Annotated in this window: 13 protein-coding genes; 7 read left to right on the top strand and 6 right to left on the bottom strand. The window is 37.0% G+C overall.

The annotated features are described in order from the left end of the window. Positions 1-16 precede the first annotated feature (16 nt). The 6 genes from OO013_RS12160 (at position 17) to OO013_RS12135 (ending at position 5,934) form a co-directional block, all read left to right on the top strand. A complete protein-coding gene (locus OO013_RS12160; RefSeq protein WP_266057081.1) occupies positions 17-361 on the top strand; it encodes an STAS domain-containing protein in 345 nt (114 codons plus the stop codon). Beyond that, positions 351-770, top strand: coding sequence for an ATP-binding protein (locus tag OO013_RS12155; RefSeq protein WP_266057080.1), 420 nt, complete (start codon positions 351-353; stop codon positions 768-770). Before OO013_RS12160 ends, OO013_RS12155 begins: the two co-directional genes overlap by 11 nt. Positions 771-856: 86 nt before the next feature. Beyond that, entirely contained in the window at positions 857-2,761 is a 1,905-nt protein-coding gene (locus tag OO013_RS12150; protein ID WP_266057079.1) for a peptidylprolyl isomerase, read from the top strand. Beyond that, a complete protein-coding gene (locus OO013_RS12145; protein WP_266057078.1) occupies positions 2,736-3,620 on the top strand; it encodes a peptidyl-prolyl cis-trans isomerase in 885 nt (294 codons plus the stop codon). Before OO013_RS12150 ends, OO013_RS12145 begins: the two co-directional genes overlap by 26 nt. Next, the gene (locus OO013_RS12140; RefSeq protein WP_266057077.1) at positions 3,592-4,965 is read left to right on the top strand and encodes a peptidylprolyl isomerase; all 1,374 of its coding nucleotides are present in this window, start codon (positions 3,592-3,594) and stop codon (positions 4,963-4,965) included. Before OO013_RS12145 ends, OO013_RS12140 begins: the two co-directional genes overlap by 29 nt. 3 nt (positions 4,966-4,968) lie before the next feature. After that, entirely contained in the window at positions 4,969-5,934 is a 966-nt protein-coding gene (locus OO013_RS12135; protein WP_266057076.1) for an AAA family ATPase, read from the top strand. Between the two features lie 51 nt (positions 5,935-5,985). On the opposite strand, the gene OO013_RS12130 is transcribed toward OO013_RS12135, so the two are convergent. From OO013_RS12130 to cysC, 5 genes are all read right to left on the bottom strand, one after another. After that, a complete protein-coding gene (locus OO013_RS12130; RefSeq protein ID WP_266057075.1) occupies positions 5,986-7,047 on the bottom strand; it encodes a hypothetical protein in 1,062 nt (353 codons plus the stop codon). Between the two features lie 139 nt (positions 7,048-7,186). Then, complete coding sequence (pheS, locus tag OO013_RS12125) at positions 7,187-8,212, bottom strand: phenylalanine--tRNA ligase subunit alpha (RefSeq protein ID WP_266057074.1); 1,026 nt, start codon at positions 8,210-8,212, stop codon at positions 7,187-7,189. A 13-nt stretch (positions 8,213-8,225) separates the two neighbouring features. Then, entirely contained in the window at positions 8,226-9,506 is a 1,281-nt protein-coding gene (cysN, locus tag OO013_RS12120; protein WP_266057073.1) for a sulfate adenylyltransferase subunit CysN, read from the bottom strand. A 20-nt stretch (positions 9,507-9,526) separates the two neighbouring features. Next, the gene (cysD, locus tag OO013_RS12115; RefSeq protein ID WP_266057072.1) at positions 9,527-10,432 is read right to left on the bottom strand and encodes a sulfate adenylyltransferase subunit CysD; all 906 of its coding nucleotides are present in this window, start codon (positions 10,430-10,432) and stop codon (positions 9,527-9,529) included. Between the two features lie 57 nt (positions 10,433-10,489). After that, entirely contained in the window at positions 10,490-11,092 is a 603-nt protein-coding gene (cysC, locus tag OO013_RS12110) for an adenylyl-sulfate kinase (RefSeq protein WP_266057071.1), read from the bottom strand. 98 nt (positions 11,093-11,190) lie between these two features. Between cysC and cysQ the strand changes: the two genes are divergently transcribed. Next, entirely contained in the window at positions 11,191-11,958 is a 768-nt protein-coding gene (gene cysQ, locus OO013_RS12105) for a 3'(2'),5'-bisphosphate nucleotidase CysQ (RefSeq protein WP_266057070.1), read from the top strand. Between the two features lie 34 nt (positions 11,959-11,992). Here the strand turns inward: cysQ and OO013_RS12100 are convergent, their stop codons facing one another. Continuing rightward, positions 11,993-12,955 carry a Gfo/Idh/MocA family protein gene (locus OO013_RS12100; protein ID WP_266057069.1) on the bottom strand — a complete coding sequence of 321 codons (963 nt, stop codon included), beginning with the start codon at positions 12,953-12,955 and terminating at the stop codon, positions 11,993-11,995. Positions 12,956-12,963 lie beyond the last annotated feature (8 nt).

Here is a 12,963-nt window from a genome sequence, read left to right as displayed (position 1 = left end):
AATTTTTTCGTACAACATGCTAGAAATCAGCACTAAAAAACAAGAAGGCATATACCATATAATTATTACTGGTGAGGTAGATGCAAGTTCATCGATCGAACTGGATAAGCAGATTTCAATGGCTTTGGATAAGGGCGAGAACAAGTTACTGATCAATTGTACAGGGTTATCGTATATATCTTCTGCCGGATTAGGGGTGTTTATGTCTTATGTTGAGCCGATGGAGGCTGAAGATTTGAAGATGGTAATATATGGACTCAGCCCTAAAGTTTATAATACATTTGAAATTCTTGGATTACACCAGGTTTTAACAATTAAACAAACCGAAGAGGAGGCAAAGGGATATTTAAATGAAGTTTAGATATAAAGCTAGTTGCAGAAAAAATAATCTCAGGCACATCAGGGATTTTGTATCTACATCTTTGTCAAATTGGCAAATGTCAGAAACAGATGTCTACAATTTGGTCACTGCCATTGACGAAGTATGCGCTAACCTTATTATCCACGGCAATGATTGTAATACAAAACAGGTGTTTGAGGTTTATATAAGTAAAAAAGAAAAAGACCTTATTCGTGTTGATATTGTCGACCCTTCATGCATTTTTGATATCAATGGTTATAAAATGCCAGACCTCAATGATTTGATTAAAAAAAGGAGCAAAGGAGGTATGGGTCTGATGCTTGTGAAGCGACTTATCGATAAGATTGAATTAGAGAGTGATGATTTTGGTAACCGTTGTGTATTATATAAAAAGCTTTCATTAAGTTAAACTTTGCAAAAAAATAGCTTTCCTTTCCATTAAGCATCTACTTTTTCTTAACATTGCAGGTTGCATATAATCAATTTAAATTTTTGATGATCCGAAGCTTATCAACAATTTCCTTATTGATGGTAATCCTGGTTTTTGGATGCCGGGTAAATACATTTAAAACAGAGGAGGCAGAACCATTATTGGTGGTCGCTGGAGATAGCATAAGTGCTGCAGAATTTTTATATGCATTTAACAAGAATAATCGGGACACTTCAGGGTCCGTTAATGCCAGGGTGAGAAATTATCTTGATCTGTACATTGACTTTAAGTTGAAAGTTACAGAGGGCAGGTCAATGATGGTTGATACTACAGAAAAGTTTAAAAGAGAGTATAAGCAATATAAAAGTCAGTTAGTTAAGCCTTACCTTTTAACCTCCCAGGTTTCGGATTCTTTAGTAAGCATGATGTATGACCGAACACAGAAAGAGATCAAAGCATCCCATATTTTGATCACGGTTGGAGAAGAAGCCTTACCTCAGGATACCTTAAAAGCGTACAATAAAATTTTAGAACTTAAGAATAAAATTGAACAAGGTGCTGACTTTGGTCAGGTAGCACTGGAGTATTCAGAAGATCCTTCGGCAAAAATTAATAATGGTGAATTAGGTTATTTTACTGCTTTTCAAATGGTGGAGCCGTTTGAAGATGTTGTTTACAATACATCTGTAGGAGAAATTTCAGATCCAGTGCGTACACGTTTTGGATATCACATCGTTAAAGTAGAGGATGTGCGAAAAGCTCAGGGAAAGGTGTTGATCGCACATATATACAAAAAAGCGGATAACAGTAATTCTAAAAAAGCCGAAGAAGAAATACGGGAGATTTATAAAAAATTGGAGCAAGGTGAAGATTGGGACGAATTAACTTCTAAATATTCAGAAGATATAAGATCAAAAGATAATGGAGGTCGTCTACAATGGTTTGGAACAGGGCAGCTTGATCCGGAGATCCTGGATCCAGCTTTTCAACTGGAAAAGCCCGGGGATTATACCAAACCAATAAAGTCAAGATATGGCTGGCATATTGTAAAGCTTATTCAAAAGCAACCTGTCCCCAGTTTAGAAGAAACTAAAAGGGAATTAAAGATCAGGCTGGCCAATTCTTCGCGAATGAAAGCACTTGAATTGTCATTAAAAGACTCTCTTAAAAAGAAATTTGGATTTAGAAAGACTGAATTTTTCGACAAGTATAGTTCCGGTGAAAGTATTTCCGATACAGTAGCTTTATTCTATATAAATAAGAAACCATATAACGCCACTTATTTAGTAGAACAAAAACTTGCAGGAAATAATCAACAAAAGATCAATAAGGCAGTAGAGAATGCTTTGGAGGAGAATGAAGTTATCTATTTGTACGAGACAAACTCTGATTTCAAATTTCTTCTCGATGAATATTCTGATGGCATGGTGTTATTTGAGGTGATGGAGAGAGAAGTTTGGGATAAAGCAAATAAAGATAGCACAGGGCTTTATGGGTTTTATGAAGGAATAAAAGATGAATATATTGCTGATGAATCTGCAAGACTCTGGTATGCAGTATTAAAAAATAAAGACCTTGCAGATAGCGTTACAAGGTTAATAGAAAATGATGAAACCTGGGTAAGTGATAAGAATAAACGAGATCTACTTAGCAAGGATTTAAAATCATTAAATGTAGTGGTCGATTACGGCAAATTTGATAGATCTGATTATTTATATTTCAGATCTTCTCCCTGGCAGGAAGGTTTGCAGTATGTAAATAAAGATGGGTATTTTGCAATAATATACATCGAAGAAAAATTGTCTGCTACAAATAAACCACTTTCGAAAGTTCGGGGAGAAGTAGTTTCAAGGTATCAAAAACATCTTGAAGAGCAGTGGTTAGATAGCCTCAGAGAAAAGTATGAGGTAATAGTAAATGAAGAATTATTACAATCAGTTATAAATGAACTTGAGGAGCAAAGGATTTAAAGGAATAGCTTTTATTGTAGTTATGCTACTGATGTCTTCCTGCGAATGGTTGCAGTTTAAAGATGACACTCCCATAGAAGGGGAAAAGCCAATCGCTAAAGTAGAAGATCAGTATTTATATAAGTCAGACCTTAAAGGGCTTACCGGTAATGAAATGAGTGCTGCTGATAGTATTAACAGGGTAAGCCAGTATATTAATAAATGGGTGCGTCAGCAATTGATCATAGCCAAAGCTGAAGATAATATGGTTATGGATGAGGCAGAGCTTGATCGAAGGTTGCTGGAATATAAATATTCTTTATTGATCTACGAATACAAGAAAAAGCATGTTAATGAGCAACTGGATCAGGAAGTTTCAGATGAAGAAATTCAGGAATATTATGAGAAGCATTCTGATAATTTCAAATTAATGCAGAACATTATAAAAGGCAGGTTTGTGAAGTTGTCCAAAGAAGCTCCTAAAATTTCTGAATTCAGAACTAAATTCAGGGCTGCTAATGTTGATGAAGAAGAACTTCAGGAATATTGTTACAATAATGCTCAGGTTTATATGCTGGATGACTCTACCTGGCATAACTTTGATGAATTGATTATTGGAACACCTATTGCGGATATTCCCAATAAAGTTCAGTTTTTGAAGGGAAATAAATTCTATGAGACTTCAGATGATAATTTCCGGTATTTTTTAAGAATTAAAGATTATAAAATTACCGACGAAATCTCACCTGTAGACGTAGTTAATGATCAGATCAAAACTATAATTATTAATAAAAGAAAAGTAGAGCTATCCAATAAGTTGGAAGAAGACATATATGAAAGTGCAAAAGAAAATGAAGATTTTGAAATATTTGGACAGTAAGGTATCGTTTATTGCAGCAATATTCTTTGTATGCATAAATATTAATGCACAGGATAACGAAGAAGTAATAACTGCAGACGGAATAATAGCTAAAGTAGATGACTACATAGTATTAAAATCCGACCTTGAAAAAGCATACCTTGACTTTCTGAGTCGGGGTAACTATGCCGGGCAAGAAACTAAATGCCGTATTCTGCAGCAACAAGTTATTGGAAAGTTGATGCTTGCAAAAGCGGAGATAGATTCAGTAATTGTTTCCGAAGAGGATGTTACAGCAAACCTTGATCGTCGTGTAGCAACTATCGTGCAATCAGTTGGAGGAAATGAATCACAGCTTGAACAATTGTATGGTCGCTCATTGGAATCAATTAAAAATGAATTGAGAGATCAGATACGTGAACAAATGACCATTCAGCGTATGCAGCAGGAGATCACAGCAAATGTAAGTGTTACACCTCGGGAAGTTCAGCAGTTTTATGAAAGCATATCTGATTCACTACCGTTTATTTCAACGCAGGTTACTGCCGGTCAGATTGTCAAATATCCTGAAATTAATAAGGAAGAGAAACAACGTGTTATTGACTTCCTCACTGATCTTAAACGCCAGATCGAATCCGGACAATTGTCTTTTGCGGATGCTGCCATGAAATATTCTCAGGATCCTGGCTCTGCAGCTAAAGGTGGTGAGTATGGCTGGACAAAAAGAGGATCTTTTGTGCCGGAGTATGAAGGAACGGTTTACAGCATTGAGAAGGAAGAGATAAGTGATCCGGTTGAATCTGATTTTGGCTTTCACCTGATACAGTTATTAGATAGAAGAGGTAATGAATATCGAAGCAGACATATTCTAATAGCTCCAAAAATTACCTCAGCGGATGTTCAGGATGCTAAAGAATACCTTGATAGCATGAGAACACTAATATTGCGAGATAGTATTTCATTCGAAGAAGCAGCAAAAGAATATAGTGATGATAAATACACTGCTGATGCCGGAGGTTATTTTACAGATCAGAATGGAGTGCCAAGGGTACTAGCTGAAGAAATGGATGCAAATATTTATTTTGCTATAGATACAATGGAAATAGGAGATATTTCAAAACCTCTTACTTTCACAGTTTCAAGTCCTGGTACGGTAATGCACCAGCAGGATGCAGCAAGAATTATTTACTATAAAGAGAGATTTCAGCCTCACGAGGCTAACCTTACGGATGACTTTGAAAGGATCAAAAGAGCAGCCCTGATAAAAAAACAAGGCAAAAAAGAAGAGGAGTGGTTTTTGGATGCGAGAGATGAAGTTTATATTGCTATAGATCCCGAATATAAGGAATGTAAGATCATGCAATAATATATGAAGAACTTTAACTCAGACAAGGAAGCTGCCGAAGCTTTACAAAAAGCTTTCAGTGATCTAAAATCAGAAATTGGAAAGGTAATTATCGGACAGGAAAAGGTCGTGGACCTGCTACTGATATCGATATTCTCCAGAGGCCATAGCTTACTTGTAGGGGTGCCTGGGTTGGCAAAAACACTTTTGATTCATACTATTGCCGACGCACTGCATTTAAGTTTTAACCGAATTCAGTTTACACCCGATTTAATGCCTTCGGATATTCTGGGAGCTGAAACACTCGACAGAGATCGGAATTTCCGATTTATAAAAGGCCCTGTTTTTGCAAATATCGTTTTGGCGGATGAAATTAATCGTACTCCTCCAAAGACTCAGGCTGCACTGCTGGAGTCAATGCAAGAACACCAGGTAACAGTCGGAGGGCAAAAATATGCTTTACCTGAACCCTTCTTTGTACTGGCAACTCAAAATCCTATTGAGCAGGAAGGTACTTACCCTCTGCCAGAAGCTCAACTTGACAGGTTCATGTTCAATATTGTACTCGATTATCCTGATTATGCCTCTGAAGTTCAAATAGTTAAAAGTACTACAGATGGAAGTGTTAAAAATGTGGAACCTATTCTTTCAGCAGAAGAGATGGAGTCATTTCAGATGCTTGTAAAGAGAGTTCCCGTTACAGATCATGTAATTGAGTATGCTGTTAACCTTGTTCATAAAACAAGGCCAAAAAGTGAATTGGCAGACCCTGTTACTAAGGAATACATAGAATGGGGTGCAGGGCCAAGAGCCGGTCAATATTTAATTCTGGGAGCTAAATGTCATGCATTGCTACATGGTAAGTTTGCCCCGGATATCGAAGATGTCCAGGCTGTATCTAAAGCTGTACTAAGGCATAGGATCGTTTCAAATTTTAAGGCTGATGCTGAAGATCTTGACAACGATTCCATTATCGAAAAGCTACTATAAGTATAATAAGTAAATAAGTGGAAAAAGGGGCTGTTATAGCCCCTTTTTTTATTAAAATGACACCTTTTTTATAGTAAAAGAGTGTACTTCAGGACCTCCTGTCAGGAGTTTGTCAATTTCTCCATATAATACATAAACCTCATTATAAACTCTTGTTAGCGTAGTTGGAAAATTCTCTTCTACAGGCATGAAATCAACCACCTTAGCTGATCGCCAATTATCAAATGATTGTAACTTATAAACACCAACTGGTCCTTTTGCCTGCCCTAGATTGTTTCCTACCATCAGTAAGGTATGTGGATTTATCATTAATAACCCATCCGGAGAGGCGATATCCTGATCGATTTTTATTTCATGAGTTTTTGTTGGATCGTAAGTAGAAACTCTAAACAACTTACCTTCATCATATTTGGCAGTTATCAGATAGCCTTTTGGTGACCATGCAATACCGTTTAAACCAAAGCTTCCCACAGGAGCTTGAAATAATTCACTTTCAGCAAATACGGATTTATTTCCATACCGATCAATTTTATAGATTACAGGCGAAAAGCTATCTGTGATATAAGTATTTCCATACCAGTCACGGATAAGATCATTTAAAAGCTGGGGACCTGGATAAATTCCTGAAAGTTCAAGTGCTTCAAAGTTTATATCTGAATTGTATTTTTGTTTTAGAGTACCCACCTGGGCTAATCTTGCTATTGTTGAAGGAGAACTATATTCACTAACCCCGGCATCACCATTACAAACATAAAGTTTTTGGGTAAAGAAAGAAAAATCCATTCCTGTTGTCGTAATCAGATTACCTTCTTCAGTTAATGTTTGTGTATTACCTTCAAAATCAATGCTGGTAATAACCCCTTTTTTGGCTGAAGAGACATAAAATTCTTTTTTCCAGGGGTTAAAGGCGATTCCCTCAGGATATAGTCCGGGAAGGTTTATTTTTATTTCCTCTGGGAGATGAATATGTCGTTCATTCGCAAATTCATCATTTCCGGTATCCATCTGACGAATCTGTAGTTGTTCTTCCGGTACTACCTCTTCATTATTGACACATGAGGAAATTAAGATAGCCATAGCAGCTGCTACGGTCATTAGCATAGATCTTTTCATAATTAATCATTTTGGTTTGAAAGAATAAGCTGACTGTTAAAAAGATAAGTCTTAAAGCTTTTATCTACATGATAAGAATTAATTGATCAATTACAAAATGCATAAAAAAAACCGAATCAATCTGATTCGGTTTAGTGTTTTATTCTGCTCCTTTGAATTGCCTTAAGAACCTGACATCGTTTTCAGTAAACAGCCTCAGGTCTTTAACATTGTATTTTAGCATGGCGAGTCTTTCAATTCCCATACCAAAAGCAAAACCAGTATATTTTTCTGAGTCAATACCACAGTTTTCCAACACATTCGGGTCTACCATTCCTGATCCAAGTATTTCAAGCCAGCCGGTATATTTACAAACATTACAGCCTTTGCCTTTGCATATATTACATGATACATCCATCTCGGCACTAGGCTCTGTGAATGGGAAATATGATGGTCTGAACCTTACCTGAGTGTCAGGCCCGAATAATTCTTTAGCAAAGTGATAAAGAGTTTGCTTTAAGTCTGTGAGTCCAACATTTTCATCAATATAAAGTCCTTCGATCTGGTGAAAGACACAATGAGCTCGTGCAGATATAGCCTCATTTCTAAATACTCTGCCAGGCATCAAAGCCCTAATCGGTGGTTTATCAGTTTCCATTAATCTGACCTGTACCGATGAGGTATGAGTTCTGAGAGCAATGTCCGGATCCCTTTCAATAAAGAAAGTGTCTTGCATCTCTCTGGCAGGATGATTTGGAGGGAAGTTTAAGGCAGTGAAATTATGCCAGTCATCCTCAATTTCCGGTCCGTCAGCCACAGTAAATCCAATACGTTCAAAAATTTCAACGATTCTGTTTCTTACAATAGTTAATGGATGAAGGCCTCCGGTTTGGTTTGGGGCAACAGGCAGTGTCGGATCAAAATCGAATGATTGAGCTCCACCAGCCTTATTATTATTTAATTCATCTATATGTGCCTGGAAAGTATCTTTAGCCAGGTTTTTAAGTTCGTTAACTGCAAGACCAAAAGCTTTCTTTTGATCATTGGGTACGTCTTTAAGCTGAGAAAATAAATCATTTATGATGTTTTTTCGCCCGATAAATTTCAGACGATATTCTTCAAGTTGCTGTTCATTTTCAACTTTGAACGATTTAATTTCCTTTTTTAATGCTTCAATATTCTCCATGGCACAAAAATAATCAAACTATCATTCCCGCTGCAACTGTTTCGTTAGTTGCTTCATCAATAAGGATCACACTACCAGTAATTCTGTTTCTGTCGTAACGATCAAACAGTAATGGTTTGGTAGTTCTGATTTTTACCCTTGCAATATCATTCATGCCGATCTCCTTATCCTCTTCAATTCTGTGAAGGGAGGTGATGTCGACTTTATAGTTTATTTCTTTGATCATTGCCCTGGCATCGTTAGTAGTATGCTTTACTGCATATTTACCATTCGGAATCAATTTCTTATCGTTCATCCAGCAGATCATTAAATTAATATCCTGACTTACAGAGGGCTGATTATTTTCTCTAACGATCATATCACCACGGCTGATATCGATGTCATCTTCCAGAGTGATAGTTACAGATTGAGGGGCAAAAGCTTCATCAAGGGGGCCATCAAATGTGTCGATACTTTTGACCTTTGAGGTAAATCCTGAAGGAAGAACAACTACATCATCACCCGGTTTGAATATACCACCCGCGATTCGCCCTGCATATCCTCTGTAATCATGCCACTGATCAGATTGAGGTCTGATAACATTCTGAACAGGAAATCTGCAATCAATATGATTATGATCGCTACCAATATGAATTGTTTCTAGAAGATATAGTAATGTACTACCCTGGTACCATGGCATTTTTTCAGATTTATTTACCACGTTATCTCCTTTTAAGGCAGAGATTGGGATAAATCTGACATCCTTAACATCAAGCTTACTTGAAAAAGCTTCAAGTTCTTTTTTAATGCTTTCAAAATTTTCCTCTTTAAAATCGACAAGGTCCATTTTGTTAATGCAATAAACTATGTGAGGAATGCCAAGAAGAGCTGCAATAAATGTGTGTCTTCTTGTTTGCTCAACAACACCCTTACGGGCATCAATAAGAATGATAGCCAGGTTGGCTGTTGAAGCTCCAGTAACCATATTCCTTGTGTATTGAATATGGCCGGGCGTATCAGCGATTATAAATTTTCTTTTTGGAGTAGCAAAATAACGATAAGCTACATCTATTGTGATTCCCTGCTCTCTTTCATCTCTAAGCCCGTCAGTAAGAAGTGCAAGGTTTACGTTTTCGTCACCCTTTCTTTTAGAAGATTCCTCTATTGCCTGATATTGATCTTCGAATATTGATTTACTATCGTAAAGAAGTCTACCGATCAGTGTACTTTTTCCATCATCAACACTTCCAGCAGTGGTGAAGCGAAGAAGCTCCATGTCCAGGTATCCATCTGTATTATTATTTGAAGTACTCATAATTTTCAATGTGGTGTTGGTTAAAAGTATCCTTGTTTTTTACGATCTTCCATTGCAGCCTCTGAACGCTTATCATCCGCTCTTGTACCTCTTTCAGTTACTCGTGTAGCTGCAACTTCTTCAATTATTCCTTCCAATGTATCTGCGCCAGATTCAACAGCTCCGGTACAGGTCATATCACCGATTGTTCTGAATCGAACAACCTTTTTGATAACGTCCTCATCGTCCTTGCGATTCATAAACTCACCGGTAGACATGATCACGCCATCGCGAACGAATACTTCTCTTTCGTGAGCAAAATATAACGGCGGAAGATCGATGTTTTCTTTAAGGATATATTGCCAGATGTCCATTTCAGTCCAGTTACTGATAGGGAAAACCCTGAAATGTTCACCATAATTCTTTTTGCCATTAAAAATGTTCCAGAGCTCAGGTCTCTGATTCTTTGGTTCCCATTGACCGAAATCATCTCTGTGTGAGAAAAACCTTTCTTTAGCTCTTGCTTTTTCCTCGTCACGGCGAGCACCACCCATACAAGCATCAAATTTATGCTCTTCGATAGTGTCTAAAAGTGTTACCGTTTGGAGTGCATTTCTTGAAGCATTGAATCCTTTTTCTTCCACGGCTTTTCCCTCGTCGATACTTTTTTGTACCGAACCGACAACTAGGTCAGCTCCGATTTTTTCCACAAATTTATCTCTGAATGCAATAGTTTCAGGAAAATTGTGACCTGTGTCGATATGTACTAAAGGAAATGGAAGTTTAGCAGGGTAAAAAGCTTTTCTGGCAAGATGTGCCATTACGATTGAGTCTTTTCCTCCTGAAAACAATAATGCTCCACGTTCAAACTGGGCGGCAACTTCACGAATAACGTAAATTGCTTCTGATTCCAGTTCTTCCAGATGTGTTAGGTTGTACGCTTTCATCTGATAGATTTTTGTTTGTTAATAGCTTTTACGCTAAAAATAATTATTTACGATTTTTTAATTTCCTGGTTGGATTTTTGGATATACTCTTTTTATAAGTGTATCCAATGAATCTTCAATTGTACTTCCTTCTGTGATAATTTCTAAAAATGGTTTTGAAGGAACCTCAAACGGTGAATCTATACCGGTAAAAGATTTTATCTCACCTGCTCTTGCTTTGGCATATAAGCCTTTGACGTCTCTTTTTTCGCACTCTTCAAGACTTGCATTAACAAAGATCTCCAGGTAATTCTCTTCACCAATGATTTCTTTTGCCATTTTTCTGATTGAGTTGGTCGGACTGATTAACGAACAGATCGTCACTACACCACACTCACAAAATAATTTTGAAACCTCTGCAGCCCGTCGAATGTTTTCAGTTCTGTCTTCATCTGAAAAGCCCAGATTATTATTTACCCCAGTTCTTAGATTATCTCCGTCAAGCAGCATTGTCAAAATGCCTTCTTCATGAAGCTTTTTCTCTAAACCTCTGGCAAGAGTGCTTTTTCCACTTCCACTTAGTCCAACCATCCATACAACAACTCCTCGTTGATTGAGGAGTTTTTCTTTATCACTTTTTGCAAGGATAGTATCGAATATAGGGTGTATATTTTCCGCCATATTATTTTATTAAAGACACAAAACTAATTGATAAATTTATAACGGTTAAGTAAAATCTCTACTAATTTTATAGATTTAGGGTTGAATTAAAAAAAATCATGCAAAATAAAGTAAAAGAGCAACTTACAGAGATCGTAAAATCTGCCGGTGAAGCTATTATGGAGGTTTACAGGTTAGATGATTTTTCTAATGTGGTAGATTTTAAGGCTGATGATTCACCACTGACTCAGGCGGATAAATCTGCAAATGAAGTAATAACCAAAAAATTAAAAGAGTACTTTCCGGATATTCCTATCCTTTCCGAAGAGGGTCGAAGTATTCCTTATGAAGAACGTAAGGACTGGAACGAATTTTGGCTTGTAGATCCGCTAGACGGAACTAAGGAATTTATAAAAAGAAATGGTCAGTTTACAGTTAATATTGCTTTGATAAGAGATAATTATCCGGCACTTGGCATTGTTTATACTCCTGTTACTGATATAGTTTATTATGGTGATGCAGAGGGAGCATATAAAATTAAAAACGGAGAAACATCCAGTTTAATTGTGAATAATAAACCAAGTGATAGAATTGCAGTTAGAAGTGCTTCTCATGCCAGCGAGGAAGAAGAAGATGTTCTAAACTCATATGATTGTAAAAATAGTATATCAATTGGGAGCTCACTTAAATTTTGTATGGTTGCTGAAGGTAGAGCAGATTTGTATTACCGTCATGGACCGACTATGGAATGGGACACAGGTGCCGGACAGGCTGTAGTAGAAGCTGCGGGCGGTCATGTGATCCGGTTTGACAATAAAAAAAGATTCCATTATAACCGGGAGGATTTGCTTAACCCATCCTTTCTGGTATTGGGATTTGAAGAATAATAAAAAAAGTCCTCAGAATTTTCTGAGGACTTTTTTATTTAAATGGATGCTCAGCAAGCGGTAATTTAGCCATGGGGTGGTATTCCCCTTTTAGCCCTACTGGTTTAGCATGCCTGATATCATGAACAATTTCTATCGCAGTTCTGGTTTCTTCCAGACCAAAACCATTGCCGCTTAAGATATCTTTGTAAGTTTCAGTATGAAGATCGGTAAACCCTGTGCTGAATTCAATTTCCTGCCCATCTACTGTAATTGATCGGTAAGTCCTTTTTCCTTCAGCCTTGATATTATCAGGGATCACATCGTAATTAATACTTAAGAACCATTTCACACGAGCTTTTTCAAGTTCCAGATATCCTGAGGCCCGATCGTGAGTATGGATGTTTACAGTATTTTTTGTTGGCTTACCAAAAATCCAGGTAAGCATATCATAAAAATGAACACCAATATTTGTTGCAATACCACCGGATTTTTCGATGTTTCCTTTCCAGCTGGTGTAATACCAATTACCTCGGCTTGTCAGATAGGTCAGGTCAATATCGTATATTTTATCTTTGGGGCCGTTTTCAATTTTTTCTTTTAATGCGATTATAGAAGGGTGTAATCGAAGCTGAAGAACATTGTAAACTTTTTTGCCTGTCTCCTTTTCAATTTCCTGTAAAGCATCAATATTCCATGGGTTGAGTACAATAGGCTTCTCGCAAATAACATCTGTATTTTGCCTGAGCCCAAATCTTATATGACTGTCATGAAGATAGTTTGGGGAACAAACAGAAACATAATCAACTTTTTTGCCTGATCTCTTTAGTTTATCTATATGTCTGTCAAATCTCTCAAATTCAACAAAAAAATCTGCATTTGGAAAAAAGCTATCAATAATGCCCACACTATCAAATTGATCCAGAGCGGCTACCAGGTTGTTATTAGTATCTTTTATGGCTTTCATGTGCCGGGGAGCTATATATCCACTGGCACCAATTAATGCAAAATCCTTCATATTCAATT

This window comes from Mangrovivirga halotolerans (genome assembly GCF_026241165.1).
GTDB classification, from domain to species: domain Bacteria; phylum Bacteroidota; class Bacteroidia; order Cytophagales; family Cyclobacteriaceae; genus Mangrovivirga; species Mangrovivirga halotolerans.
Note: the sequence above shows the minus strand (reverse complement) of the source record. Positions and strands in the feature narration are given on the sequence as shown.

Excerpts from the sequence above, each read along its gene's own strand:
- cysC (WP_266057071.1), bottom strand. The coding sequence starts at position 11,092 with ATGGCGGAAAATATACACCCTATATTCGATACTATCCTTGCAAAAAGT.
- cysN (WP_266057073.1), bottom strand. The coding sequence starts at position 9,506 with ATGAGTACTTCAAATAATAATACAGATGGATACCTGGACATGGAGCTT.
- OO013_RS12100 (WP_266057069.1), bottom strand. The coding sequence starts at position 12,955 with ATGAAGGATTTTGCATTAATTGGTGCCAGTGGATATATAGCTCCCCGG.
- OO013_RS12150 (WP_266057079.1), top strand. The coding sequence starts at position 857 with ATGATCCGAAGCTTATCAACAATTTCCTTATTGATGGTAATCCTGGTT.
- cysD (WP_266057072.1), bottom strand. The coding sequence starts at position 10,432 with ATGAAAGCGTACAACCTAACACATCTGGAAGAACTGGAATCAGAAGCA.
- OO013_RS12160 (WP_266057081.1), top strand. The coding sequence starts at position 17 with ATGCTAGAAATCAGCACTAAAAAACAAGAAGGCATATACCATATAATT.
- OO013_RS12145 (WP_266057078.1), top strand. The coding sequence starts at position 2,736 with ATGAACTTGAGGAGCAAAGGATTTAAAGGAATAGCTTTTATTGTAGTT.
- OO013_RS12130 (WP_266057075.1), bottom strand. The coding sequence starts at position 7,047 with ATGAAAAGATCTATGCTAATGACCGTAGCAGCTGCTATGGCTATCTTA.
- OO013_RS12155 (WP_266057080.1), top strand. The coding sequence starts at position 351 with ATGAAGTTTAGATATAAAGCTAGTTGCAGAAAAAATAATCTCAGGCAC.
- OO013_RS12135 (WP_266057076.1), top strand. The coding sequence starts at position 4,969 with ATGAAGAACTTTAACTCAGACAAGGAAGCTGCCGAAGCTTTACAAAAA.
- cysQ (WP_266057070.1), top strand. The coding sequence starts at position 11,191 with ATGCAAAATAAAGTAAAAGAGCAACTTACAGAGATCGTAAAATCTGCC.
- pheS (WP_266057074.1), bottom strand. The coding sequence starts at position 8,212 with ATGGAGAATATTGAAGCATTAAAAAAGGAAATTAAATCGTTCAAAGTT.
- OO013_RS12140 (WP_266057077.1), top strand. The coding sequence starts at position 3,592 with ATGAAGATTTTGAAATATTTGGACAGTAAGGTATCGTTTATTGCAGCA.